At 70.8% G+C, this 25720-nt stretch carries 18 protein-coding genes and 1 tRNA gene; 16 read left to right on the top strand and 3 right to left on the bottom strand.

Translation table 11 applies throughout. The features are described from left to right. Positions 1 to 33 precede the first annotated feature (33 nt). The 5 genes from ACH4VO_RS24430 (at position 34) to ACH4VO_RS24410 (ending at position 3020) form a co-directional block, all read left to right on the top strand. The gene (locus tag ACH4VO_RS24430) at positions 34 to 858 is read left to right on the top strand and encodes a type II secretion system F family protein (protein ID WP_360991472.1); all 825 of its coding nucleotides are present in this window, start codon (positions 34 to 36) and stop codon (positions 856 to 858) included. Then, positions 855 to 1658, top strand: coding sequence for a type II secretion system F family protein (locus ACH4VO_RS24425; protein ID WP_360991296.1), 804 nt, complete (start codon positions 855 to 857; stop codon positions 1656 to 1658). Before ACH4VO_RS24430 ends, ACH4VO_RS24425 begins: the two co-directional genes overlap by 4 nt. Positions 1659 to 1853: 195 nt before the next feature. Further along, positions 1854 to 2090, top strand: a complete 237-nt coding sequence (locus tag ACH4VO_RS24420; protein WP_360991293.1) for a DUF4244 domain-containing protein — start codon at positions 1854 to 1856, stop codon at positions 2088 to 2090. Further along, positions 2077 to 2475: a TadE family type IV pilus minor pilin gene (locus ACH4VO_RS24415; RefSeq protein WP_360991289.1), complete on the top strand. Its 399-nt coding sequence runs from the start codon at positions 2077 to 2079 to the stop codon at positions 2473 to 2475. Before ACH4VO_RS24420 ends, ACH4VO_RS24415 begins: the two co-directional genes overlap by 14 nt. Further along, a complete protein-coding gene (locus ACH4VO_RS24410; protein ID WP_398441358.1) occupies positions 2367 to 3020 on the top strand; it encodes an Rv3654c family TadE-like protein in 654 nt (217 codons plus the stop codon). Before ACH4VO_RS24415 ends, ACH4VO_RS24410 begins: the two co-directional genes overlap by 109 nt. Before the next feature lie 167 nt (positions 3021 to 3187). Here the strand turns inward: ACH4VO_RS24410 and ACH4VO_RS24405 are convergent, their stop codons facing one another. After that, a complete protein-coding gene (locus ACH4VO_RS24405) occupies positions 3188 to 5677 on the bottom strand; it encodes a DEAD/DEAH box helicase (RefSeq protein WP_360991287.1) in 2490 nt (829 codons plus the stop codon). A 79-nt stretch (positions 5678 to 5756) separates the two neighbouring features. Here ACH4VO_RS24405 and ACH4VO_RS24400 point away from each other — a divergent pair, with 79 nt between their 5' ends. From ACH4VO_RS24400 to ACH4VO_RS24350, 11 genes are all read left to right on the top strand, one after another. Then, on the top strand, positions 5757 to 6110 hold the full coding sequence (locus ACH4VO_RS24400) for an STAS domain-containing protein (protein ID WP_003967428.1): 354 nt from the start codon (positions 5757 to 5759) through the stop codon (positions 6108 to 6110). Between the two features lie 179 nt (positions 6111 to 6289). Further along, entirely contained in the window at positions 6290 to 6739 is a 450-nt protein-coding gene (locus ACH4VO_RS24395) for an ATP-binding protein (RefSeq protein ID WP_360991285.1), read from the top strand. Between the two features lie 543 nt (positions 6740 to 7282). Continuing rightward, positions 7283 to 9724 carry a sodium-translocating pyrophosphatase gene (locus ACH4VO_RS24390; RefSeq protein WP_360991282.1) on the top strand — a complete coding sequence of 814 codons (2442 nt, stop codon included), beginning with the start codon at positions 7283 to 7285 and terminating at the stop codon, positions 9722 to 9724. Positions 9725 to 10038: 314 nt separating this feature from the next. Further along, positions 10039 to 10671, top strand: a complete 633-nt coding sequence (locus ACH4VO_RS24385) for a small secreted protein (protein ID WP_360991280.1) — start codon at positions 10039 to 10041, stop codon at positions 10669 to 10671. A gap of 157 nt (positions 10672 to 10828) precedes the next feature. Beyond that, positions 10829 to 12352: a methyltransferase gene (locus tag ACH4VO_RS24380; RefSeq protein ID WP_360991278.1), complete on the top strand. Its 1524-nt coding sequence runs from the start codon at positions 10829 to 10831 to the stop codon at positions 12350 to 12352. Between the two features lie 441 nt (positions 12353 to 12793). After that, positions 12794 to 12991 (top strand): hypothetical protein, encoded by a 198-nt coding sequence (locus ACH4VO_RS24375; protein WP_360991275.1) that lies wholly within the window; start codon positions 12794 to 12796, stop codon positions 12989 to 12991. A gap of 279 nt (positions 12992 to 13270) precedes the next feature. After that, positions 13271 to 16111 carry a type I DNA topoisomerase gene (topA, locus tag ACH4VO_RS24370; RefSeq protein WP_360991272.1) on the top strand — a complete coding sequence of 947 codons (2841 nt, stop codon included), beginning with the start codon at positions 13271 to 13273 and terminating at the stop codon, positions 16109 to 16111. Between the two features lie 269 nt (positions 16112 to 16380). Then, positions 16381 to 19461 (top strand): dTMP kinase, encoded by a 3081-nt coding sequence (gene tmk / locus ACH4VO_RS24365; RefSeq protein WP_360991270.1) that lies wholly within the window; start codon positions 16381 to 16383, stop codon positions 19459 to 19461. Between the two features lie 134 nt (positions 19462 to 19595). Next, positions 19596 to 20801 (top strand): DNA polymerase III subunit delta', encoded by a 1206-nt coding sequence (locus ACH4VO_RS24360; RefSeq protein ID WP_360991267.1) that lies wholly within the window; start codon positions 19596 to 19598, stop codon positions 20799 to 20801. A 126-nt stretch (positions 20802 to 20927) separates the two neighbouring features. After that, positions 20928 to 22457: an alpha/beta hydrolase gene (locus tag ACH4VO_RS24355; protein WP_360991264.1), complete on the top strand. Its 1530-nt coding sequence runs from the start codon at positions 20928 to 20930 to the stop codon at positions 22455 to 22457. Positions 22458 to 22555: 98 nt separating this feature from the next. Then, a tRNA-Thr gene (locus ACH4VO_RS24350) sits at positions 22556 to 22629 on the top strand. A 75-nt stretch (positions 22630 to 22704) separates the two neighbouring features. On the opposite strand, the gene ACH4VO_RS24345 is transcribed toward ACH4VO_RS24350, so the two are convergent. After that, the gene (locus ACH4VO_RS24345) at positions 22705 to 23244 is read right to left on the bottom strand and encodes a hypothetical protein (protein WP_360991262.1); all 540 of its coding nucleotides are present in this window, start codon (positions 23242 to 23244) and stop codon (positions 22705 to 22707) included. Positions 23245 to 24037: 793 nt separating this feature from the next. Next, positions 24038 to 25648, bottom strand: coding sequence for an alpha/beta hydrolase (locus ACH4VO_RS24340; protein WP_360991259.1), 1611 nt, complete (start codon positions 25646 to 25648; stop codon positions 24038 to 24040). Positions 25649 to 25720 lie beyond the last annotated feature (72 nt).

Here is a 25720-nt window from a genome sequence, read left to right as displayed (position 1 = left end):
TCGTACCCTCCGGGGCAGGCCGCGGCCTTGGTGATGGCTGTCGGCGCAGGACTGGCTGGCTGGCTGGCCGTGCTTCAGCATCCGGGTGAGCGGCGGGCACGGGAGATGTTCACGGACGGCCGCCCGGCAGGTCCGAAGCTCGAGGTCTGCTGGAAGGCGGTCCGCGGATGCCTCGACGCGCGGAGTGAGTGGCTGTGTGCCCCCGTGGCGCTGCTTCTTGCGATGCTCGGCGCATCGGTACTGCCCCTGTTCGCAGGGGCGCTCGCGGTGCCACTGCTGCGGCGGTGGCTACGGGGTCGGGCCATGCGTTGCGCGCGTGAGCGGGCGGCTGACGCGGTGATGGCACTGTGCGGGACGGTCGTGGGCGAACTGCGGGCCGGACGCGAGCCCGGGCAGGCACTGCTCACCGCTGCTCGGAACGCGGGCGCACTGGGCGAGGGCGAGGCAGCGGTGCTTGCGGCCGCCCGGTTCGGTGGCGATGTGCCGGGCGAACTCCGGAAGGCATCGGCTGGACCGGGGCTGGACGGACTCGCGGGGGTGGCCGCCTGCTGGCAGGTGGCTGTGGACGGCGGTGCTGGTCTTGCGGCAGGTTTGGCTCGGCTTGAGGGGGCGCTGCGGGCCGACAGACGTCGTCGGGAGGAACTCAGGGCGCAGCTGGCAGGCGCATGGTCGACGGTGCTGGTGCTGGCGTTGCTGCCGGTCGTGGGTCTGGGTCTGGGGGCGGCGCTGGGAGCCGATCCGCTGAGGGTGTTGCTGCACAGTCCGGGCGGGTTGGTCTGCCTGGCGGCAGGTGGCCTGCTCGAAGGGGCGGGGCTGTTCTGGGCGTCGCGGATCGTTCGGGCCGGTGAGGCGACATGAACGGGCCGGCGGACGCGATGCGCGGGATGGGAGCGGCGGGCGCAGCGCTGGGAACTGCTGTGTACCTGTCCCTTGCGCTGGTCGGGTGGCGGCAGGAGCGGGGGGTCCGCCGACGCGGAGGGCGATTGACGGGGATGGACGCCGGTGGACCGACGCCGGGATGGCCGCGGCGTCGACTGGCGGGTCACGGCGGAGTCCGGCTGTGGGCGGCGCCGGTGGGGGCGTTCGTGAGCGGCTGGGCCCTCGTCGGTGGCACGCCCGGCTGCGGTGTCGGCCTGGCCGCGGCGTACGGGGTGTGGCGTTTGTCGCGCTCCGGGCGAGGGAGCAGCGACAGCGGGAGCAAGGCGGAGGCGGCCGCGGTCGCCAGACAGTTGCCGCTCGCGGCAGACCTGCTGGCCGCCTGCATCTCGGCGGGCGCCGGACCAAGGGACGCGGCGGAGGCGGTCGGGGAGTCCATGGGTGGTCATGTCGGCGAATTATTGGCTCGAACGGCGGCCGAGATCAGACTGGGCGGTGAACCGGCCGACGCATGGGGGCGCTTCGGGGAGATACCAGGCGCAGGTCCTCTGGCCCGCTGCCTCGACCGGGCGGGATCGACGGGGGCTCCGGCGGCGGAGCCTGTCGCCCGCCTGGCCGATGACATGCGCGCGGAGCGCGCCGGAGCGGCCGCGGCCCGTGCTCAGCGGGCTGGTGTGCTGATCACGGCACCGGTGGGGCTCTGCTTTCTGCCCGCCTTTCTGGCGGTCGGAGTGGCGCCCGTAGTGATCGGGCTGGCGACCGGTCTGCTGCACCGCAATTGACGAGTACTCCGACTGGGCGTCGTCGCGGGCCAGGGGTGCCGCGACCGATGCGTGCCCCAGCCAGCGGGTGGCTCGACCTGCGGGCGGCCTGACCGACGAGTGCCGCTGGTGCCCTTGCAGGCGCCTATTCGAGAAATGTGCGAACTGAACGTCGAACGACATATGAGCGGAAACAGCGGAAACAGTGGGGGAACGATGGCAAAGAAGAACATCGGCCGGGTGTGGGCCGCGGTCTGCCGCACCTGGGTGGACAGGCGAGTTCGGCTCGCCCGGATCGGACGTCCGGACAGGGGAATGACGACATCCGAGTACGCCGTAGGGACCATCGCGGCCTGCGCGTTCGCCGCGGTTCTCTACAAGGTGGTGAACAGCGGGGCAGTGCTGTCGGCGTTGCAGACGCTGGTCAAGGACGCGCTCGATGCGAAGTTCTGACGCGGTGAGAAGCCCAACCGCCGGCTTCGTGGGCCGCGGCGGGGACCGGGGAGCGGTGACGGCGGAGGCCGCTATGGCCATTCCCGTGCTGGTGGCATTCGTGCTGGCCCTCGTCTGGGCGTTGGCCGCCGCAGCCGACCAGATCCGCTGCGTGGACGCCGCGCGGGCCGGGGCACGGGCCGCCGCCCGCGGGGAAGCCGCGGCCACGGTTCTGTCCACGGCACGTGGCGCGGCACCGGGAAGCGCCCGGATCGAGGTGAAGAGGGCCGGGGATCTGTGGAAGGTCCGCGTGGAGGCACCGACGCCCGGCCCTGGAAGTCTCGCCCTGACGCTGAATGCCGAGGCGGTGGCCCTTGCCGAGGACGCTGTGGGGGCCGAGCCGTGAGGGCGGCGGCCGAAGGGCCCGCCGGTGGGGACCGTGGGCTGGCAACCGTATGGGTGGCGGTGACCACGGCGACGTTGTGCGCGGTCTTCGCGACGGTGCTCGCGCTCGGCCAGGCCGTGGCCGCCCGCCACAAGGCCGGGGGAGCGGCGGACCTGGCGGCGCTCGCCGCCGCCGACCGTGCTTTGAGCGGGTCTGCGGCGGCCTGTGAGGTGGCCGGCGATGTGGCGGCGGCCCAAGGGGCGGAGCTGGTGCGGTGCGCGGTCGAGGGCGAGGTCGCCGACGTGACGGCCCGGGCGCGCTTCGGTCCGTACGCGCCGGAAGTCAGGTCGCGGGCGGGTCCTCCGGCTGTCGTGTCGTCCGCGACGCCGGCGCCGGATGATGCGGCACACGTGCCCCGGCTGTCATCGGGTGAGACGTCCTCCGTGCCTCGCCGGGCCCCTGTGCACGCGCAGACGGCGCTGGGTGGGCCCCGGTATGTGGTGTGCCATATGCGGTGTCCTGCTGGGGCCGGCGGTGCCGGGGCCGTCTCGGCCGCGGCCCGGTAGAGGCACGGGTGCCTTCCCGAGCTCGGCACTTCGCTTCTCCGCTTCGGCGCGGCATGACCGCGCCCACTTTCTCCTGAGAGCCGGGTCGCCAGGTCCTCCCCTGCGACGGCCGACTCGTCGACGTGAATGCCGACGGGGCAGGAGGGTAGCTCGGCGGCAAGAACGAGCTACTCCTGGCCGTTCCACGGTTGCCGGGCGGCTTCCGGGTCCGGCGGTGCGGTTCTCAGGAGTTCGGCCAGGAGCCGCACAGCGCCGCGTTTGTGCAACGGTTCGTTGCCGTTGCCGCACTTGGGGGACTGGATGCAGGACGGGCAGCCGGACTCGCATTCGCAGGACGCGATGGCCTGGCGGGTCGCCGTCAGCCACCCCCGGGCCGTGTGGAAGGCACGCTCCGCGAAACCCGCGCCGCCGGAGTGGCCGTCGTAGACGAATACCGTCGGCAGCAGTGTGTCCGGGTGGAGCGGTACCGAGACGCCGCCGATGTCCCAGCGGTCGCACGTGGCGAAGAGCGGCAGCATCCCGATGGCGGCGTGCTCGGCGGCGTGCAGGGCGCCTCCGAGGATTTCGGGGCCGACCCGGGCGGCGTCGAGCTGGTTCTCGGTGACCGTCCACCAGACCGCACGGGTGCGCAGTGTCCGAGGGGGCAGGTCGAGTTTGGTCTCGCCGAGTACTTCCCCGGTGATGAGCCTGCGCCTCAGGAAGGAGACGACTTGGTTGGTGACTTCGACGGATCCGAAGCAGAGCCGGCCGTCACCCCACGGGATCTCGGTATCGGTCTCCAGCACGGTGATGGCGGTGGTGTCGCGCGCGTTGGTCGAGTACGGCGGCGCTGCTTCCTCCACCAGAGCGACCGAGTCCCGCAGGTCCAATGTCCGCACGAGATACGTCCGGCCCTGGTGGAGGTGGACGGCGCCCTCGTGCACGGCGGTGTGCGCGGCCGACTCGTCGACCGTTCCGAGGAGGCGGCCGGTGCCTTCCTCGACGATCTGGATCGGGCGGCCACCGCCGCCACGGATGTCGGTGAGGTCGGCGGCCCGTTCGCGGCGCGTCCAGTGCCACCCCGTCGCGCGCCGGCGCAGCAGCTTCGCGGCCTCCAGCTGGGGCAGCAGTTCGGGCGCCGCAGGACCGAAGAGAGCGATGTCCGCCGGTGTCAATGGCAGTTCCGCGGCCGCGGCGCAGAGATGCGGGGCGAGGACGTACGGGTTGTCCGGGTCGAGGACGGTGGACTCCACCGGCTGCTGGAAGAGCGCCTCGGGGTGGTGGACGAGGAATGTGTCCAGCGGGTCGTCCCGGGCCACCAGGACCGCCAGTGCGCCCTGGCCCGAGCGTCCTGCACGGCCCGCCTGCTGCCACAGGGACGCCCTGGTGCCCGGATAGCCGGCGATGATGACGGCGTCGAGACCGGAGACGTCGATTCCGAGTTCCAGGGCGGTCGTGGCAGCCAGCCCCAGCAGTTCGCCGGAGTGCAGTGCCCGCTCCAGGGCCCGGCGTTCCTCCGGCAGATAGCCACCGCGGTAGGCGGCGACCCGCGCGGGCAGGGAGCGGTCCACCTCGGCCAGTCGCTCCTTGGCGATGACGGAGACCAGCTCGGCGCCACGCCTGGAGCGGACGAAGGCCACCGAGCGGACGCCCTGGACGGTCAGGTCGGTCAGCAGGTCGGCGGTCTCTGCCGTGGCGGTACGGCGCACAGGAGCCCCCTTCTCGCCGTGCAGTTCGGTCAGCGGCGGCTCCCAGAGCGCGAAGACCATCTCGCCGCGGGGAGACGCGTCGTCGGCGACCTCTTTGACCGGCAGGCCGGTGAGACGGCAAGCAGCCTCCGACGGATGGGCCGAGGTCGCCGAGGCGAGGAGGAAGACGGGGTCGGAGCCGTAACGGCTGCACAGGCGCCGCAGACGGCGCAACACCTGGGCGACATGGGAGCCGAAGACGCCCCGGTAGGTGTGGCACTCGTCGATGACCACGAACCTCAGGGCACGCAGGAAGGAGGCCCACCGGGGGTGGGACGGGAGGATCCCCCGGTGCAGCATGTCGGGGTTCGTCAGGACGTAGTTGGCGTACTGACGCACCCATTCGCGTTCCTCGACCGGCGTGTCCCCGTCGTAGACCGCAGGCCGGACAGCGGAGCCCAGGGGCTCCGCCAGGGCCTTCACCGCGCGTCTCTGGTCCGCGGCCAGGGCCTTGGTCGGCGCTAGGTACAGAGCGGTCGTCCCGCGGCCGTTGCGGGCTTCGGAGCCGTCGAGGAGGGTGCTGAGGACCGGAGCCAGGTAGGCGAGTGACTTCCCGGACGCCGTTCCGGTGGCGATGACCACGGACTCGCCGGACAGTGCGTGCTCGGCCGCGGTCGCCTGGTGTGTCCACGGATGGTCGATTCCCGCCCGGCCGATTGCCGAGATCACGTCTGGCCGGATGCGGTCCGGCCAGACGGCATGAGAACCCGTACGCGGGGGCAGGTGCTCCGTATGAGTGATGCGCGCTGCCCGGCTCGCCCCTGCGGCGAGCCGGTCGAGAACCACGTCGGGAGAGGGGCGCGAGCCCGTGTTCTCGGGTGGTCCGTCGGGGCGTTGATTCTTGGCCATCGGCACCGAGTGTGTCACTGGCATGACGGACAATGGCCCCAAGGCGTCGTCCATGGCTGCCGGTAAGTGATTGAATGCCATGGCGGCTGGCGATCCGTCCCCTGGCCTCCGCCGGGGAGACCGAGGGGCGACCGCTCGATAGCAAGGTGCTGGAGGATCCGTGGACCTGTCCCTGTCGACTCGCAATGTGTCCGGCCCTGGTGGCGACCGTACGGTCGTCGAGGTCGGTGGCGAGATTGATGTGTATACCGCGCCCAAGCTGCGCGAGCAGTTGGTCGAGTTGGTGAATGACGGCAGCTACCACCTGGTAGTCGACATGGAAGGTGTCGATTTCCTCGACTCCACCGGTCTCGGCGTACTGGTGGGTGGCTTGAAGCGTGTCCGGGCCCATGAGGGCTCGCTGCGCCTGGTGTGCAACCAGGAGCGCATCCTCAAGATCTTCCGGATCACGGGCCTGACCAAGGTGTTTCCCATTCACACCACGGTCGACGAGGCTGTCGCGGCCACCGACTGAGTCGTCGGCGGTCCGGGGCAGGTCGGCAGGCGGCTGTGAGATGTGCCGCCAGGAGCAGGCGGTCGACCTTTAAGGGGCGGCTGTCGGCTTCGTCGGCTTCGGAGGAATTCGAGAGCAGGGGCACCGGGCGGCTCGCCCGGTCCCCTGAGATGCACACCCGTACGTCCGAGGGGGATGGCATGCCAACCGTTGAACTCCGCTTCAGCGCTCAGCCTGAGCACGTCAGGACGGCCCGCCTCGTGGCGGCCGCCGTGGCACGCAGGGCCGGCGTGGACGAGGCGGTGCTCGACGAGGTCCGGCTGGCCGTCGGTGAGGCATGCAGCCGCGCCGTCGGACTGCATCGCAGTCATGACATCACCGCTCCGGTCACGGTCTTGCTGAACGAGGAGGAGAAAGCGTTCTCCATCGAGGTCGGCGACAAGGTCCCCGGCCCGGGACACGGCACCTCGCGGCTCGGAGCGACCGGCGGCGGCAGGGAAGAACCCGACGCAGAAGCCGACAGCGAGGACGACATGGGCCTCGCGGTCATCAGCGGATTGGTCGACGACATGGAGGTGCGCTCCGGGGCGGACGGCGAAGTGATCCGTATGACCTGGCCGACGATGTCGGCGACGATCGCGTTGCCCTGAGTCTCGTTCCTGCCCAGCCGAGTCCCGCCGCAACTCTTCGGGCTGCCCCAAGCGGTGCGAAGCGCCCACCCGCTCGTGCCCTCTGCCGAGCCTCTCCGCAGTTCTGCGCACGGCTTGCGCTTCCCGTGCTGACCGCACTGCGCGCCGCCTGAGCCCCGTGCTGATCGTGCTGCGCTCCGCCAACGCGCCGTGCTGACCGTGCTGCCCGCAGACTCCGCAGTTCTCCGGCCTGTGCGCTGTCTTCCGCCGGGCAGCTTTCAGACCTCAGTGTCTCCGTCTTCTGCCGCAGGCCTGCCTCCGCTGGAGGAGGCGCGCTGGATGAGGGGGCCCTGCGGAGCAGAGCCCCCTTTGTGTGCGCTGGATCAATAGCTACGGAATTGCGCGCCCTCGCGTCTTTCCCATTACTGCATTCAGGTGCAAACCCGCAGCGATCATTGCCATTGGGTGGATGGAAGTCGATGTCATTGACCACCCACTGTTTTGGTCGGACTCTTCTCCCTACAATCCGTCCACGACGTGAGCGATCAGCGTCAAGGAGGATGTATGGCGGAGTTCTTCGACACCCCACTGGCAGAACTGACGCACGCTCCCGTACCTTCCGGCCGGTCCGCCTCACTCGCAGCCGCGGTACTCACCGCTGACAACCGGCTGATCGTCGTCGTCGTCGCGGCCGTCGCCCTCGCCGCGCTGGTCGTCGCCCGCCTGCTGGTACGCGAGGTGCTGGCGGCAGGAGAAGGCACCGATCGTATGAAGGAGATCGCCGCGGCCGTCCAGGAAGGCGCTCATGCCTATCTGGCCCGACAGTTGCGCACGGTCGGCGTCTTCGCCGTCGTCGTGTTCTTCCTTCTTCTCCTGCTCCCCGCCGACACCTGGTCGCAGCGTGCCGGGCGGTCGTTGTTCTTCCTGGTCGGTGCCCTTTTCTCGGCGGCCACCGGATACATCGGTATGCGGCTCGCCGTCCGCAGTAATGTGCGTGTGGCCGCTGCGGCCCGTGAGGCGACCCCGGGGGAAGGGGAACCGCCGAAGGATCTCACCGCCGTTTCCCACAAGGCGATGAAGATTGCTTTCCGTACCGGCGGTGTAGTCGGCATGATCACGGTCGGTCTCGGTCTGCTCGGTGCCTCTGTGGTCGTGCTCGTCTACGCCGCCGACGCGCCCAAGGTTCTGGAGGGATTCGGCCTGGGCGCGGCGCTGATCGCCATGTTCATGAGGGTCGGGGGCGGCATCTTCACGAAGGCCGCCGACGTGGGGGCCGACCTGGTGGGCAAGGTGGAACAGGGCATCCCGGAGGACGATCCCCGCAACGCCGCCACCATTGCCGACAACGTGGGCGACAACGTCGGTGACTGTGCGGGTATGGCCGCCGATCTCTTCGAGTCGTACGCCGTGACGCTCGTCGCCGCGCTCATCCTGGGCAAGGCCGCCTTCGGGGACGCCGGCCTGGCCTTTCCGCTGATCGTTCCGGCCATCGGGGTGATCACCGCGATGATCGGGATCCTTGCGGTCGCCCCCAGGCGCGCCGACCGTAGCGGCATGACGGCCATCAACCGGGGCTTCTTCGTCTCTGCCGTGACGTCGCTCGCACTGGTGGCGGTGGCGGTTTTCGTCTACCTGCCCTCCTCGTACGCCGGGCTGGACGGAGTCACCGAGCGCGCCATCACCTCGCACAGCGGCGATCCCCGGGTGTTCGCCCTGGTCGCCGTGGCCATCGGCATCGTGCTGGCCGCCCTGATCCAGCAACTCACCGGCTACTTCACCGAGACCGATCGCCGCCCCGTCCGCGACGTCGGGAAGTCCTCGCTGACCGGTCCCGCCACCGTCATCCTCGCGGGCATCTCCCTCGGCCTCGAGTCGGCCGTGTACACGGCTCTGCTGATCGGCCTGGGCGTCTACGGGGCGTTCCTGCTCGGCGGTACGTCGATCACGCTGGCGCTCTTCGCGGTAGCCCTGGCCGGGACCGGCCTGTTGACGACCGTCGGTGTCATCGTGGCGATGGACACCTTCGGCCCGGTCTCCGACAACGCCCAGGGAATCGCCGAGATGTCGGGCGACGTCACCGGCGCCGGGGCCCAGGTGCTGACCGGCCTGGACGCGGTGGGCAACAGCACCAAGGCCATCACCAAGGGCATCGCGATCGCCACAGCGGTCCTGGCCGCGGCAGCGCTCTTCGGCTCCTACCGGGACGCCATCGCGACGGCCGTGAAGGACGTGGGCGCCCGGGCGGGGGAGATGGGGCTCAGCCTGGACGTCTCCCAGCCGAACAACCTGGTCGGTCTGGTCCTCGGTGCCTCGGTCGTCTTCCTCTTCTCGGGGCTGGCCATCAACGCCGTCTCGCGTTCGGCTGGGGCGGTGGTCTACGAAGTGCGGCGGCAGTTCCGTGAACACCCCGGGATCATGGACTCCGCAGAGAAGCCGGAGTACGGCCGGGTGGTCGACATCTGCACCAAGGACGCGTTGCGGGAGCTGGCCACGCCTGGGCTCCTGGCAGTCCTGGCGCCGATCGCCGTCGGCTTCACCCTGGGGGTGGGCGCGCTCGGCTCGTATCTCGCCGGTGCGATCGCCACCGGCGCGCTGATGGCCGTGTTCCTCGCCAATTCCGGTGGCGCGTGGGACAACGCCAAGAAGCTCGTCGAGGACGGCCGTCACGGCGGCAAGGGTAGTGACGCGCACGCCGCGACGGTCATCGGCGACACGGTGGGCGACCCCTTCAAGGACACGGCCGGTCCGGCGATCAACCCGCTCCTCAAGGTGATGAACCTCGTCGCGCTGCTCATCGCCCCCGCCGTGGTGCAGTTCAGTTACGGCGCCGACGCGAGCGCGGGAGTGCGGGCCGTGGTGGCCGGGTTCGCCGGCGCCGTCATCGTCGGCGCGGTCTACGTCTCCAAGCGGCGCGGGATCGCCATGGGCGACGAGAGCGGGTCAGGGGGCGACGACGGCAGTGGCGGTCGTCCTGCCCCGCCCTCGGATTCGACCGCCGTCTCCTGAGACGTCCACAGTAGAGCGGGATGTCTGCCTGCAGGGACCGAATGAGTGACATGGCATCAGCGAGGGCGAGGGACAGGAGGCCTGACGCCCCGCCCGCGCCACAGCCCGTCAGCGGTGCCGGCGGGGGCGACGGTGGCGTCGTCCGCCCAGGTGCGCCTTCGTGCGTGTGTCCGACTCTCGGGGTGAGGTGTATCTCCCTCATTTCACTTGGTGCAAATGGCTGCAAAAGCATGCATATCGGATTCCTGGCGCCTGAATGTCGCCCACTTGGCGTGTAAGTTCCGGGGCCGAGAGCCTTGGAAGGGACCAATCCGGTGAACAAGAAGCTTGCAGCCGCACTGTCCGGCGGTGCGGTACTCGTACTGACGCTGTCGGGCTGCAGCGAGGACAGCGACAACAAGGTGAACGACTGGGCGAAGAAGGTATGCGACCAGGTCCAGCCGCAACTGCAGAAGATCGCGAACGCCAATGCCGCGATCCAGCAGCAGACAGCTGACAACAGCAAGCCCGCCGATGTCCAGCAGACCGACTCGGCTGCCTTCCAGCAGATCTCGCAGGCGTACAAGGCGCTGGGTACGGCCGTCGAGTCGGCGGGCGCACCGCCCGTGGACGAGGGTGAGACCACGCAGCGGGAGGCCGTGAAGGAGCTCAACGCTTCCTCAGCGGCCTACGCCGACCTGAAGACCAAGGTCGACGCGCTCGACACGCAGGACCAGGCCAAGTTCGCCGACGGCCTCAAGGGTGTCGCCGACGAACTGAACAAGATCAGCACCAACGGCGACCAGGCGCTGAAGAAGCTCCAGTCCGGTGAGGTCGGTTCCGCGATGGCCAAGCAGAAGGGCTGCCAGAAGCCGAAGGCCTCCGCGCCGCCCGCCTCCGCACCGTCCGCCCCCGGCGGAGCGTCGAAGCCCGCTTCTCCTTCGGCGTCGGCGACCAAGGAGTCGTAGGCGGAGCACGGGCTCGCGAGCGGGGCCGGGAGTCGCGGGCGAGCGAGGACACCTGAGCAGGCGAGAAGTCGTCACCCGCGGAGTCCCCGGCGGCCCGGCATCCCCTCGTGGGTGCCGGGCCGCTGCCGTTGTCGGCGGGAGCGGCGACAATGGCGGGGTGAGTACGACCAGCCTCCCCGCATCCGCCCGCGCCCCCCGGCTCCGCGAAGCCCTGATCGCCGCGGACTTCACCGCCGACGGGCTCCTCGAGCGGCTCGGCGCGTCCGCCTACGCCGCGCTCGCCCGCAGCGAGACCGTCCCCGCGCTGAGGGCCACACGCGGAGACTCGCCGCTCGACACGCTGGTGCGGCTGTTCCTGCTGCAACGCCCCGTCCCGGCCGCCCGGGCCGCCGTCGCGCTCCCGCTGGAGGAGTGCCTGGAGGACGGCTGGGCGGTGCGCGAGGGCGACCTGGTCAGGGCCACCGTCGACGTCCGGCCGTACGGCGGGCCCGAGGGCCAGGACTGGTTCATCGTCTCCGATCTAGGCTGCGCGGTCGGAGGAGCCGGCGGTATCGGCTCCCACGAGGAAGGGGTCGTCCTCGGGGTCGGCGGGGCATCCACCACGCTCGCCGGGATCACCGTACGCAGGCCTGTCGAATCCGCCCTCGATCTGGGTACGGGCTCCGGTATCCAGGCGCTCCACGCCGCCCAGCACGCCGCCCGGGTCACGGCCACGGACGTCAACCCGCGGGCCCTGGAATTCACCCGGCTCACCCTCGCCCTGTCCGGCGCCGCCCCGGCCGATCTGCGTGAGGGCTCCCTCTTCGAACCGGTCGGCTCGCAGACGTACGACCTGATCGTCTCCAATCCGCCCTTCGTCATCTCGCCGGGTGCCCGGCTGACGTACCGCGACGGTGGCATGGGCGGCGACGACCTGTGCCGGACCCTGGTGCAGCAGGCCGGCGACCGGCTGAACGAGGGGGGCTACGCGCAGTTCCTCGCCAACTGGCAGCACGTGGAGGGCGAGGACTGGCAGGACAGGGTGCGCGGCTGGGTGCCGCCCGGCTGTGACGCCTGGATCGTGCAGCGCGAGGTGCAGGACATCACGCAGTACGCCGAGCTGTGGCTGCGCGACAGCGGTGACCACCGCTCGGACCCCGCCGTCTACGCCCAGCGGTACGAGGCGTGGCTGGACGAGTTCGAGGCCCGGAACACCAAGGCCGTCGGCTTCGGCTGGATCACCCTCAGGAAGTCCGCCGCTGCTGCGGCCGGGCAGCCCTCGGTGGTGGCCGAGGAGTGGCCGCACGCGGTGGAACAGCCGCTCGGGCCCGCCGTGGAGGCCCACTTCGTTCGGCAGGACTACCTCCGTGAGCACGACGACGCGGCGCTGCTGGCCGCGCACTTCACTCTCGCCGAAGAGGTCGTGCAGGAACAGGTCGGCCTCCCGGGTGCGGAGGATCCCGAGCACGTGGTACTGCGTCAGAACCGGGGGATGTGCCGCGCCACCAAGGTCGACGCGGTCGGCGCGGGCTTCGCGGGCGTGTGCGACGGATCGCTCCCCGCAGGCCGCATCCTGGACGCCATCGCCCAGCTGATGGCCGAGGACCCGGTGCTGCTCCGCGACCGCACGCCGCAGGCGATCCGGCTGCTCGTCGGGGAGGGCTTCCTGGAACCGGGCCGAGGCGGCGCGTCCCTGGGGTGACCTCCGGTGGCTCACCGGATGGTGCTGCCCGGCCCCGGGCATCACCCCGATACTCGGGCCGGGCACTCCCGAGCTGCCCGGCCCGAGCGCGGGACCGTCTCCTGCGACGGGCCGTGAGGCGGTGCCCGTCGTCTTTCCCGGCTGCCCGGACCCGGGGCGCCGGACCCGGTCCGTACCTTTCCGACCCGCTCCTTTCCCACCCATCGCGGCGCGCTCACTCCTCGGTCCCCCACTTCCTGCGGGCCGTTCCCGGCACGGCTGCGAGCCGTTCACCCACGGTTCGTTCCGGTGATGCCGCGACGTGGCAGTCTCCCCCTGTCGGCAGCGCGGACACATCAGCGGCGCGGACAGACGAGAGCCACGCGCGAGCCGGCGGAACGGCGCGGCCGTGCCGGACGGGGGCCGGCGGCGTCCGGGTCGGAGAGGGTGAGGGGTACGGACATGGAGAGCGTCACAGCGGTCTTCGCCGGTACGGCATTCGGCCTGTTCGGTGCCGCCCTCCTCGTCTGGACAGGGGCGCGCACCATCCAGCGCGCGCCGGTCGCGCACGGTGTGAGCCCCGTCGCCTCCGCCGTCCTCACCACGATCTTCGGCGCACTCTTCCTGGTCCTCGGCGTGTGGTGTTTCACGCGGGTCTGACCCCATCTCCAGCTGGGCCGATCACCGGCCGGACGCCCGCAGAGTCAAGGCTCGGCGCCGCCCGGAGACGCGCAGGCGGAAGCGCTGCGAAGGGCGGACCCAGCGGTCCGGGCGGCAGGAATGGCGGAAGTCGGGTTACCGTTCGAGTGGCCGTTGCGGGCTTTTGCCGTTTGACACGGGGGCGGGTTGTACCGTCACACTCCGCAGCGACAGCACCGCGGGCAGCGTCACAGCGCTGTCCGGATGCCCCACGAGTGCCGACCGGAGAGAAGAGCGAAGTTGTCCCCGACCAGCGAAACCGCAGGCCGCCGACTCGTCATTGTCGAGTCGCCTGCCAAGGCGAAGACGATCAAGGGCTACCTCGGCCCCGGATACGTCGTCGAGGCGAGCGTCGGGCACATCCGCGACCTGCCGAACGGCGCGGCCGAGGTGCCGGACGAGTACACAGGTGAGGTACGTCGTCTCGGCGTCGACGTCGAGAACGACTTCCAGCCCGTCTACGTCGTCAACGCCGACAAGAAGTCCCAGGTCAGGAAGCTCAAGCAGCTTCTTGCCGAATCCGACGAACTCTTCCTCGCCACCGATGAGGACCGCGAGGGCGAAGCCATCGCGTGGCATCTGCAGGAAGTGCTCAAGCCCAAGGTCCCGGTGCACCGGATGGTCTTCCACGAGATCACCAAGGACGCGATCCGGGCCGCCGTCGCCAATCCGCGCGAGCTCAACCAGCGCATGGTCGACGCCCAGGAAACCCGCCGCATCCTCGACCGCCTCTACGGCTACGAGGTCTCGCCGGTCCTGTGGAAGAAGGTCATGCCGCGGCTCTCCGCGGGCCGTGTCCAGTCCGTCGCGACCCGTCTCGTCGTCGAGCGGGAGCGCGAGCGCATCGCCTTCCGCTCCGCCGAGTACTGGGACCTCACCGGCACCTTCGCCACTGGCCGCGCCGGTGACGCCTCGGACCCCTCGACGCTCACCGCCCGCCTCAGCGCGGTCGACGGACGCCGTATCGCCCAGGGCCGTGACTTCGGCCCGGACGGGCAGCTCAAGTCCTCCTCCGGCCAGACACTGCACCTGGACGAGGCGAACGCCCGCGCCCTGGCCGCGGCCCTCGCCGACTCCTCCTTCGCGGTCCGCTCGGTCGAGTCGAAGCCCTACCGCCGCTCCCCGTACGCCCCGTTCCGTACGACGACCCTCCAGCAGGAGGCGAGCCGCAAGCTGGGCTTCGGGGCCAAGGCCACGATGCAGGTGGCGCAGAAGCTGTACGAGAACGGCTTCATCACCTACATGCGTACGGACTCCACGACCCTCTCGGACACCGCCGTCTCCGCGGCCCGGGCGCAGGTCACGCAGCTGTACGGAGCCGATTACCTGCCGGAGAAGCCCCGCACGTACGCCGGGAAGGTCAAGAACGCCCAGGAAGCGCACGAGGCGATCCGTCCCTCCGGCGACCGCTTCCGTACCCCGGCCGAGACGGGTCTCACCGGCGATCAGTTCCGGCTGTACGAGCTGATCTGGAAGCGCACCGTCGCGTCCCAGATGAAGGACGCCGTCGGCAACTCCGTCACCGTCAAGATCGGTGGCCGGGCGAACGACGGCCGGGACGCAGAATTCTCCGCGTCCGGCAAGACGATCACCTTCCACGGCTTCATGAAGGCGTACGTCGAGGGCGCCGACGACCCGAACGCCGAGCTGGACGACCGCGAGCGGCGCCTGCCGCAGGTCGCCGAGGGCGACGCGCTCACCGCAGACGAGATCACGGTCGACGGCCACGCCACCAAGCCGCCGGCCCGCTACACCGAGGCCTCGCTGGTCAAGGAGCTCGAAGAGCGCGAGATCGGCCGTCCGTCGACGTACGCCTCGATCATCGGGACCATCCTGGACCGCGGCTATGTGTTCAAGAAGGGGACGGCCCTCGTGCCGTCGTTCCTCTCGTTCGCCGTGGTCAACCTGCTCGAGAAGCACTTCGGCCGGCTCGTCGACTACGACTTCACGGCGCGCATGGAGGACGACCTCGACCGCATCGCGCGGGGCGAGGCCCAGTCGGTGCCGTGGCTGCGGCGCTTCTACTTCGGCGCAGGCGACGACACCACCGGCGCGGGCACGGCCTCCGACGCGGGCAACGGCGACGGGGACCACCTCGGCGGCCTGAAGGAGCTCGTCACCGACCTCGGGGCGATCGACGCCCGCGAGATCTCCTCCTTCCCCGTCGGCAACGGCATCAAGCTCCGGGTCGGCAGGTACGGACCGTACATCGAGCGCGGCGAGAAGGACTCCGAAGGTCACCAGCGCGCCGACGTGCCGGAGGACCTGGCACCCGACGAGCTGTCCGTGGAGCACGCCGAGGAGCTGCTGGCGAAGCCGAGCGGCGATTTCGAACTCGGTGCCGATCCGGTCACCGGGCACCAGATCGTCGCGAAGGACGGGCGCTACGGCCCGTACGTCACCGAGGTGCTGCCCGAGGGCACGCCCAAGACCGGCAAGAACGCGGTGAAGCCGCGTACCGCGTCGCTCTTCAAGTCCATGTCGCTGGACACGGTGACGCTGGCCGACGCGCTCAAGCTGATGTCCCTGCCGCGGGTCGTCGGTGAGGACGCCGACGGCGTCGAGATCACCGCGCAGAACGGTCGATACGGCCCCTACCTCAAGAAGGGCACGGACTCGCGTTCGCTGACGTCGGAGGAGCAGCTCTTCGACATCACGCTCGAGGAGGCCCTCGCCATCTACGCCCAGCCGAAGCAGCGCGGCCGGGCAGCCGCCAAGCCGCCGTTGAAGGAACTGGGCACCGACCCGGTGAGCGGGGCGCCGGTGGTCGTGAAGGACGGCCGGTTCGGCGCGTACGTCACGGACGGCGAGACGAACGCGACCCTGCGGACCGACGACAGTGTCGAGGCCATCACGCCGGAGCGCGGCTACGAGCTGCTCGCCGAGAAGCGGGCCAAGGGGCCCGCGAAGAAGACGGCGAAGAAGGCCCCGGCCAGGAAGGCGCCCGCCAAGAAGGCCACGGCGGCGAAGAAGACGGCCACGAAGAAGACCGCGGCGAAGAAGACGACGACGGCCAAGAAGACGACGGCCAAGAAGACCACGGCGGAGAAGGCCGCCTCGGCCGCGCCCACGGAGGACTGACCGACCCCGCTCGTGGGCGGCGGCCGGTGCCGCGGGCGCCCGAGGGCCGGCCGGGGGTCCGGCCGGTCCCCGGTCCTGCCGAGGAAACCTCTTGAGTCCGGACCCCGCGTACGGCCGATGGCGGCCTCGCCGGCCGGGTCTCCGCGAGAGCGCGCGGGGACCCGTGCGCGCCGCGCACAGACGGTCACCGACCCGGTCCGCGCAAGCCCGGCGGCCGTTTGTTCGGACGCGGCCCCCGGTCACCGTACGGTCCCCGATAGGCTGGGCGGATGACGCGAGCCGAGCAGCCATTGGTCGTGAGCCCCACCTCCGACCCACTTGCCGCAGACTCACGCGAGCGCGCCGTGCGGGCATTGTTGCGCGTTCCCCAGCTCAGGCGGCTGTGGAGCGCCCAGCTCGTCGGCAGTATCGGCGATGCACTCGCCCTTCTCGTGCTTGTGCTGTTGTCGCTGCAGGCGGCGGTCCTGGAGGGCTCGTTCGGAGCCGGATACCGCGGGGCGGCCTTCGCTGTCGCCGCCGTGTTCGGGGCCCGGATTCTCTCCACCGTGCTCTTCGGAGCCGTACTCCTGGGGCCCCTGACCGCGCTCACGGCGCCCGGCGGGCCCGTGGACCGGCGCTGGCTGATGATCGGGACGGACGGCCTGAGGCTCGCCCTGCTCGTCATTGCGCCCCTCTGGATCGACTGGCTGCCCGACAAGGCGCTCCTGATGATCCTCGTGACCGTCTTCGTGGCCGGTGCCGCCGAACGCCTGTGGACGGTGGCCAAGGAGAGCGCCGCCCCCGCGCTGCTTCCGGGCCCGCCCCCGGGGGGTGCCGCCGTTCGCCCGCTGCCCGACCACCATGACGCACTGCGCCGGCTGTCCCTGCGCACGAACTTCCTGGCGATCCCCGCTGCCGCGGTCATACTCCTGGTCACCGCGATCATCGGCGAACTGCTGGGCTCAGGGCTGGACTGGTTCTCCTTCCACCAGGCCGCACTCGGCTCGTACGTCGCCGCGGGGCTCTTCTCGGCGTCGGTCTCGACCCTGTACTTCCTCGAACTTCCCGGCACCCCGACGCCCCGTCCGCGTTCACCCCTGGAGGGCCTGCGCAGGCCCTCCAGCGCGGCGGGTCCGGACAAGGGGCGGACCGGCAGCCTCCCGTTGGTCGTCGGCGTGTGCGCGGCGGTCGCCGGAGCGGTCGCCGCCGCGGCCGCCGTCTCCGTGCTGCACGCGGCCGACCTCGGCGGTGGACCGGCCACGTTCGCCCTCCTCGTCCTCGCCCTGACCGGTGGCACCGCGATCGGTATCCGCACGGCCGGCAAGGTGCTGCCCACCCTGTCGCGGCGCCGGCTGCTGTCCCTCGCGACCGCCGTCACCGGGATCGCGCTCCTCGCCCTCGGCCTGGTGCCGGACACGGCGACCGGTGTGCTGATCGCACTGCTCGCCGGATACGCGGCCGGTGTCACCGCCCGCATCGGGCACACGATCCTCGACCAGGAGACCGAGCCGTCCCGTCAGAGCAGGACGGCGGACCACCTCCAAGCGGTCGTCCGGGTGCTGATCGCACTCGGCGCGGTGGGGGGCCCGGTGCTCGCCGCCGCCATCGGACGGCACCGTCTCGGCTCGGGCGACTTCGTCTTCGCCCACGGTGGAGCGGCCTTCGCGCTCATGCTCATCGGCGCCCTGCTGCTGCCCGTGGCCGTGATCGTCCTCGCCAGGACGGACGACCGCTCCGGAGTGCCGCTCCGCCGGGACCTGCGGGAAGCCCTGCGCGGCGGCGACCCCGCGGTCGCACCCGCCGCCACCGGCTTCTTCCTCGTACTCGAGGGCGGCGACGGGGCGGGCAAGTCCACCCAGGTCGAGGCACTCGCCGAGTGGATCCGGGGCAAGGGCCACGAGGTCGTCGTCACCCGTGAGCCGGGGGCGACCCCCGTCGGCAAACGCCTGCGTTCGATCCTGCTCGACGTGTCCTCGGCCGGGCTCTCGAACCGGGCCGAAGCCCTGCTGTACGCCGCCGACCGTGCCGAGCACGTCGACTCGGTCGTCAGGCCGGCGCTGGAGCGCGGCGCGATCGTCATCTCCGACCGTTACATCGACTCGTCCGTCGCCTACCAGGGGGCGGGCCGCGACCTCTCCCCGACCGAGATCGCCCGGATCTCGCGGTGGGCGACGAGCGGACTCGTCCCGCACCTGACGGTGCTGCTGGACGTCGACCCCGGTACGGCACGGGAACGCTTCACCGAGGCGCCCGACCGGCTGGAGTCGGAGCCCGCGGAGTTCCACACCCGGGTACGGACCGGGTTCCTCACCCTCGCGGCTGCCGACCCGTCCCGGTACCTGGTGGTGGACGCAGGCCAGGACCCCGAGTCGGTGACCACCGCCGTACGTCACCGGCTCGACCAGCTCCTGCCCCTCTCCGACGCCGAGATCAAGGCGCGGGAGGAGGCCCGCAGGGCGGCCGAGGAGGAGGCGCGGCGCAGGGCCGAGGAAGAGGCCGCCCGCAAGGCCGAGGAAGAGCGGCTGGAGCGTGAGCGTCAGGCTCAGCTCGCCAAGCTCCGCGCCGAGGAGGAGGAGCGCAGGCGCCGCGAGGAGGAAGAGGCGCGTCGGCGCGAGGCCGAACGGCAGGCGGAGGAGGCACGGCAGCGCGCCGAGGACGCCCGCCGCCGTGCCGAGGAGGAGCGGGCACGCCTCGAGGCCGAGGAGCGCGTGCGCGAGGCCGAGCAGGAGCGGCTGCGCAAGCAGGCCCAGGAAGAGGCAAGGCTGCGCAAGGAGGCGGAGGAGCTCCGCCTGGAGAAGCAGCGCAGGGCCGAGGAGGCGCTCGTACGGGCCGAGGAGGCGCGACGCCGGGCGGAGGAGGACGCGGCAGCCCGCGCGGAAGCCGCGGCGGCCGCCGCGCGACGGTCCGAGGCGTCATCGCCGTCCCCGTCGGCCTCGAGCTCGCCGTCCGTGCCGGACAACGAGCTCACGGTGCCCACCCCGGTCGTGAATCCGAACGAGATCACGCAGCCGGTGCCCCTTACCCGTCCGTCGGACCGCCCGGAGCCGCGTGACGCCGACGAGACGGCCGTCCTGCCGTCCGTGCGGGACGAGGGTCCCTCGGACCGGGTGCCGCCGGGCACCTTCCGCGACGGGCGTCCCGCCGCCGGCGAGGGGGAGAGCGAGAACGAGCGCACGCGTGAACTCCCCCAGGTCGGCCAGGAGCCGCAGGCAGGGCAGGACCGTGCGGGCGGCCGGCAGCGCCCGCGGCCCGACTGGGCCGAGGAGACACCGCTCGACGATCTCCCGACCCTGGCCGACGAACTTCTCGGCGGCCAGGAGGACGAGGACCCGGGAACATCCGGCCGCGGTGGCCGCCGGCCGCGGGGCTGACCGGGGAGCGACCGCTCACGGAGCGCGGGAGGGCCTTCCGGCCGGGACGGCCGGAAGGCCGGGATTGTCAGACCCGTCCCGCACAATGGGAATCCGGCTTTCCCCGCACCACACCACCGGAAGGGCGGTGACCCGTGACCGTATGGGACGACCTGGTCGGACAGGACCGGGTGCAGGAGCAGCTCGCTGCCGCCGCCCGGGACGCCGACGCGCTGGTCACCGCGCATTCCATGGGAGGCTCGGTGCCCCCGGGGTCGAAGATGACCCATGCCTGGCTGTTCACCGGCCCGCCGGGCTCCGGCCGGTCCACCGCCGCCCGTGCCTTCGCCGCGGCGCTGCAGTGCACCAGCCCGGACCGGGCCCTGGGCGGGGCACCGGGCTGCGGGTTCTGCGACGGCTGCCACACGGCGCTGATCGGGACCCACGCGGACGTCGAGGTGATCCGCACGGATCTGCTGTCCATCGGCGTCAAGGAGACCCGGGAGCTGGTCCGCCGCGCCCAGCTGTCCCCGGCCGTCGGCCGCTGGCAGGTCATCGTCATGGAGGACGCCGACCGCCTCACCGAGGGCGCCGGCAACGTCCTGCTGAAGGCGGTGGAGGAGCCCGCGCCCCGCACGGTGTGGCTGCTGTGTGCGCCCTCCCTCGAGGACGTCCTGCCCACCATCCGCTCCCGGTGCCGCCACCTCACGCTGCGTACTCCGTCCGTCGAGGCCGTCGCCGACGTGCTGATCCGCCGTGACGGCATCGACCCGCAGCGCGCCGCCTTCGCCGCCCGGGCCACCCAGGGCCACATCGGCCGCGCCCGCCGCCTCGCCACCGACGAGCGGGCGCGCGCCCGGCGTGCCGCCGTACTCAAGCTCCCGCTGCGCGTCCATGACGTCGGCGGCTGCCTCAAGGCGGCCCAGGAGCTGATCGACACGGCCACCGACGACGCCAGGCAGATCGCCGAAGAGGTCGACGTCAAGGAGACCGAGGACATGAAGGCGGCGCTCGGGGGCGTCGCCGGCGGCCGGATGCCGCGCGGCACGGCCGGCGCCATGAAGGAACTGGAGGACAGGCAGAAGCGCCGCAAGACGCGTACGCAGCGCGACAGCCTCGATCTCGCGCTCACGGAGCTCATCGGCTTCTACCGCGATGTACTGGCGCTGCAGCTGGGTTCGCAGCTGGCGCTCGCCAACACCGACGTGCGTGACGCCGTCGACCGGATCGCCGAGTCGTCCACCCCCGAACGCACCCTGCGGCGCATAGAAGCGGTGATCGCCTGCCGCACCGCCCTCGACCGTAACGTCGCGCCTCTGCTGGCGGTGGAGGCGATGACCATGGCCCTGCGGGCCGGCTGAGCTCAGGAGGCACCGTACGGGCCGAGGGCGGACCGACACCGTCGCGGGGGCAGCGGGACGGCGTGTGAATTCACCCGTACGAGCAGGGAATCGGTTGAGTCGTCCCCCTGCGGCTACGCTCCGGGGATGGATACCAGGCGCCTGCTCCGCACCCTCGCCACCGCGCTCGGCACGGCCGGCCTCCTCGTCTCCGGCTGCAGTGGCGGCGGTTCGGCGCCGAGCGCGTCGACGACGGGGTCGGCCGTATCCGAGGACCTCCAGCCGTACTACGGGCAGAAGCTGCGCTGGCGGGACTGCGGTGTGGAGGGCTTCCAGTGCGCCACGATGAAGGCCCCGCTGGACTACGCCAAGCCCGACGACGGGGACGTGAAGCTGGCCGTCTCCCGGAAGAAGGCCACGGGCCCGGGCCAGCGGATCGGCTCCCTCCTGGTGAATCCCGGCGGGCCCGGCGGTTCGGCCGTCGACTACCTCCAGGGGTACGCGGCCGTCGGATACCCGGCCCCCGTCCGCGCCCGGTACGACATGGTGGCCGTCGACCCGCGCGGGGTCGCCCGCAGCGAACCCGTCACCTGCCTCACCGCCAAGGAGATGGACGCCTACACCCAGGTGGACCAGACCCCCGACGACAACGGGGAGGTCGCCGCACTGAAGTCGGCGTACGAGAAGTTCGCCCAGGGCTGCGAGAAGCGCTCCGGCGAGGCCCTCCCGCACGTCTCCACGGTGGAGACGGCCCGCGACATGGACATCCTCCGCGCTCTGCTCGGCGACGAGAAGCTGCACTACGTGGGCGCCTCGTACGGCACCTTCCTCGGTGCTACGTACGCCGATCTCTTCCCGGACCGAGTGGGGCGGCTGGTCCTCGACGGGGCGATGGATCCCTCGCTCTCCGCGGTCGACATCAACCGCGACCAGACCGCAGGCTTCGAGACGGCGTTCCAGTCGTTCGCCGCCGACTGTGTGAAGAAGCCGGACTGCCCGCTCGGCACGAAGTCCACGGACGAGGCGGCGAAGGCTTTGAAGAGGCTCTTCGACGACCTTGACGCCCGGCCCGTGGAAACCGGCGAGTCCCGGCAGCTGGGCGAGTCCCTGGCGACCACGGGCGTGATCGCGGCCATGTACGACGAGGGCGCCTGGCCTCAGCTCCACGAGGCCCTCGCCGGCGCGAGGCGCGGTGACGGCTCCGGCCTCCTCGCCCTGGCCGACAGCTACTACGAGCGCGGGCCCAACGGGAAGTACGCGAACCTCATGTTCGCCAACGCGGCCGTGAACTGCTTGGACCTGGCCCCCGCCTTCTCCGGTTCCCCGGCAGTCGAGAAGGCTCTGCCCGCTTTCGAGAAGGCGTCCCCCGTCTTCGGCAGGGGCTTCGCGTGGGCGGCACTGAACTGCGCGTCCTGGCCCGTCGATCCCACCGGCACCGCCCACAGCACCGAGGCGGAGGGGGCCGATCCGATCGTCGTGGTGGGCACCACCCGGGATCCGGCCACCCCCTACAAGTGGGCGAAGTCCCTGGCGGCCCAGCTCTCCTCGGGCACGCTCCTCACCTACGAGGGCGACGGGCACACCGCGTACGGCCGGGGCAGCGACTGTGTCGATACGGCGATCAACACGTACCTGCTCGACGGAACTCCGCCCAAGGACGGGAAGAAGTGCTCCTGACCTGCGGGTAGGTCTCCGGGAGGCGGTGGTACGAAGCACCCTCGGGAACTGTGTAGACTTGGCGTCGCTGCTGACCGCACCACGGTGTGACAGAGCGTGCCGCCTTAGCTCAGTTGGCCAGAGCAACGCACTCGTAATGCGTAGGTCTCGGGTTCGAATCCCGAAGGCGGCTCGGATTAACCCCAGGACTCACTCGCCGTGACCTGGGGTTATTCCTTTTGGTGCCCGCGCTGTCACGATAGATCGCTCACTTGCGATCTGTTCGCCCTCCTGCGGAGGTCGCAGGTTTGTCTCGCTGTCGCGTGTGAGCTTCGGCGAACCTCTGACCCGCTGTTCCGGTGCAGCTCAGCCCTCGACGAGCGGGGGCGATCCGCCAGGAAAGGAAGCCGCCCCGGTGGGGGCCGCCCGGGCAACTCATGGCGTCGATGGGCGTCCTCACCTGCATTCGCCCCTCCGCACCCGAGAACTGGTCGGCCTCGTCCCACCCGAGGACCACCTGAGGAAACGAGCCTGCCACGACGTGCGGGGACAAGGGCCCCTGCGGATGATCAGGTGGGCAGCCTGACCGTGAACACGGTTCCGAGGCGGTGAACGGGTCCTCGGGCGGACTGCCGCCAAGTCGTCGAACCTTGCCCCCGGTGGCGTCCAGCAGACCGCCACGGGCCAGCTCGGTCATCGCCCCGGCCCGCAGCAACTGGCCGCGCCCCTGGATGTTGTCGAGCTGGAACTTCTCCTTCTTGACGGTGTAACAGCGCAGATACAGCTTCTGAGCGAGAGTCGTGGGCATGATAACTCCCCAGCGCGTTAGCCGAAGTGGGCAAGATTTTTACCGTCGATAAAAAAGTGAAATGCTCGCAGTGGAAAGACTCGTCGGTCTCACCCTCCGTTCCTCGGATAGCTGCCGAGGGGCGAGGTGGAAGTGGGCGTTCGCCCAGTCGTCAGGGATCAACTGCCATGTCTTCGCGATTGCGTTGCCTTTCAGCGGGACTCCTACCTCCGGTTCGAGCCGTGAAACTGGTGACGTTACGGCATAGTTGTACACTCCCCGAAAAGCGAATATTTCGTGACCTTCTGTATCGTGCGCGTCGAGACCACCGTCGTGACCGATGCGAGGCCATGACGGTTCTCGCGCCGGGCTCCTGGCGGATCCTGCTCGTGCAGCCGGGTCTGGCCCGAGCGGGGGTGGGCCGGGGGCGCGGTGGTGCGGAGACTGGGGTTGCCGCGGAACGGTGGGTATTGTCTGCGCGTTCTTGCGGCGGGCCAGTTCACCGATCCGGCGCAGATTCAGGCACGGGCGGGGCCCTGAAACAGGGTTCCTGGGGACTGTCCCGCAATTTCCGGTAGACCAAGCACGTGGCGTCCGGTGCGGTGCATTGCAAGGCGCAGGTGCGTCCGCGTGCTGGATGCGTGGGGACGCCCCGACAATACGGCGAGGTGCCGTGCTCTCGTCGCGTTCCCGGCGGAATCGCGGGACAATCCTCAGCTGTGGCCTTGCGCGTCAGTCAGCCCGTAAGTAGCCCTTCCGCTCGCTCCACGGCCATGTCGTGCGTACGGGTACGCGGGTGAAGACCGGCGGTGACTCAACGGTTCGCGGGGATGAGGGGTCGGGTGGTGGCGGGCTTGTCCGTCGTGCATACGGTGCCGTCGGCAGGGTGGGTGCCGTGGATGAGGGCGGCGTCAACTGCTGTGTTGACGCACGAGTTGATGCCGTAGGAGCCGTGTCCGACTCCTTCACGCGTGAGCAGGACCGCGGAGTCCAGGGTTCGGGTCATGTTCTCGGCCCAGTGGTGGGGAGTGACGGGGTCCAGTCGGCCGGCGATCAACAGGGTCGGTGGTGCGCCGGCGCCGGTGAGCGGCTCGGTGACGCGGTCCTTGTTCGGTGCAGGCCACCGTGCGCAGTTCAGGGCGGAGTAGGCGGCCCGGGTCCCGATCCGCCTGGCCTCGGTAACTGCCTTGGTGGCCGCGGCCTTGTGTGCGGCGATGCCGGGCGGGGTCTTCCAGTCGGCGCAGCGCACTGCGGTGTGGGTTTCGAACATCGCGGTGGGCACCGGGAAGGGGGACACCGTGACGGCGGTCCACAGGGTGTACAGGGGCGCGCCGTTGCCCTTCTGAGCGGCCAGCAGTGCCGAGGTCAGCAAGGGCCAGGTGTTCTGGTCGCCGGCCAGGGCTCGGGTGGCCTCCAGGGCCATGGCACCGTCGAGTTCGCCGCCCTGGGTGGCGCCCTCGGCGGGTGCGATCTTCAGCGGCTTCGCTTCCAGTGTGTCGATCAGTGTGTCGAACGCCGTCTGGGGGTCTCCCGCTCCGAAGGGGCACACTGCGGTCCCCTCGGTGCGGCAGGTCGTGAACCAGGCGTCGAGGGTCCGTTCGCTTGCCACGGCGACGTCGTTCTGGAAGGGGAGGGGGTTGCCGAACCACTGGTCGGTGTCGACGGGCGCGTCGAGCACCATCCGGCGGACGCGGTGAGGGAAGAGGGTGGCGTACATCGGGCCGACCACGGTGCCGTAGGACAGGCCGTAGTACGTGATCTTGTCCTCGCCGAGCGCGGAGCGAACCTGGTCGATGTCGCGGGCCACGTTGTCGGTGGACAGGCTGGCCAGGAACTTCTTGCTCTGGTGCTCGGCGCAGCCGTCGGTGAACGCGGCGGCATCGGCCAGCAGCTGCGGCAGAGGCTTGCCTCCGGGGACGGAAGGGGCGAAGTCGGTGCCGGCGGCCTCGGCTCGCTGCTCGTCGGTCAGGCAGTGAACGGCCTGCGATGCGCCGACACCGCGCGGGTCCATCGCGATGATGTCGAATCTGGCGAGCACCGCGGGCGAGAAGGCGCCCGGAGTGCCGGCTGTCTTGGGCAGATTGCGCAGGGTTTCGGTGGCGGGGACCCCGGGCCCGCCCGGGTTGAAGATCAGGCTGCCGATGCGGCGGCCGGGATCAGTGGCCCGGTGCCGCATGACCGCGAGCGGGATCTGCGCACCCTCGGGCTCGGTGTATTCCTGCGGCACCTCGAGTGTGGCGCATTCCAGGTTCTCCCCGCACGCGCTCCACGTGAGCGGCTCCGGAGGTGGCACGGAGGCCGCCGCACCCGCTGCGGACGTGCTGCGCAGCTCCGAGGCGCCGGACGAACACCCCGTCAGGGCCATGAGGGTTGCGGCGAACGCCGCCCCGTACCGGGCGGCGGCCCGTGACCTCGGATGGATCATGATCATCTTCCTTTCGTCCTGCTTGCGTCGTTGCGTGCGGCCGGGCTGTGCCGGTCGCAAGAGAAGGCGGCC

This window comes from Streptomyces sp. NPDC020780, from assembly GCF_044334475.1.
Lineage (GTDB): Bacteria > Actinomycetota > Actinomycetes > Streptomycetales > Streptomycetaceae > Streptomyces.
The sequence above is the reverse complement of the archived record's forward strand: the minus strand, read 5'-3'. Positions and strand labels throughout refer to the sequence as shown.

What these genes read in the sequence shown, in the direction of transcription:
- ACH4VO_RS24430 (WP_360991472.1), top strand. Translation starts at nt 34, where the DNA reads ATGGCTGTCGGCGCAGGACTGGCTGGCTGGCTGGCCGTGCTTCAGCAT.
- ACH4VO_RS24425 (WP_360991296.1), top strand. Translation starts at nt 855, where the DNA reads ATGAACGGGCCGGCGGACGCGATGCGCGGGATGGGAGCGGCGGGCGCA.
- ACH4VO_RS24420 (WP_360991293.1), top strand. Translation starts at nt 1,854, where the DNA reads ATGGCAAAGAAGAACATCGGCCGGGTGTGGGCCGCGGTCTGCCGCACC.
- ACH4VO_RS24415 (WP_360991289.1), top strand. Translation starts at nt 2,077, where the DNA reads ATGCGAAGTTCTGACGCGGTGAGAAGCCCAACCGCCGGCTTCGTGGGC.
- ACH4VO_RS24405 (WP_360991287.1), bottom strand. Translation starts at nt 5,677, where the DNA reads ATGGCATTCAATCACTTACCGGCAGCCATGGACGACGCCTTGGGGCCA.
- ACH4VO_RS24395 (WP_360991285.1), top strand. Translation starts at nt 6,290, where the DNA reads ATGCCAACCGTTGAACTCCGCTTCAGCGCTCAGCCTGAGCACGTCAGG.
- ACH4VO_RS24390 (WP_360991282.1), top strand. Translation starts at nt 7,283, where the DNA reads ATGGCGGAGTTCTTCGACACCCCACTGGCAGAACTGACGCACGCTCCC.
- ACH4VO_RS24375 (WP_360991275.1), top strand. Translation starts at nt 12,794, where the DNA reads ATGGAGAGCGTCACAGCGGTCTTCGCCGGTACGGCATTCGGCCTGTTC.
- tmk (WP_360991270.1), top strand. Translation starts at nt 16,381, where the DNA reads ATGACGCGAGCCGAGCAGCCATTGGTCGTGAGCCCCACCTCCGACCCA.
- ACH4VO_RS24355 (WP_360991264.1), top strand. Translation starts at nt 20,928, where the DNA reads ATGGATACCAGGCGCCTGCTCCGCACCCTCGCCACCGCGCTCGGCACG.
- ACH4VO_RS24345 (WP_360991262.1), bottom strand. Translation starts at nt 23,244, where the DNA reads ATGCCCACGACTCTCGCTCAGAAGCTGTATCTGCGCTGTTACACCGTC.
- ACH4VO_RS24340 (WP_360991259.1), bottom strand. Translation starts at nt 25,648, where the DNA reads ATGATCCATCCGAGGTCACGGGCCGCCGCCCGGTACGGGGCGGCGTTC.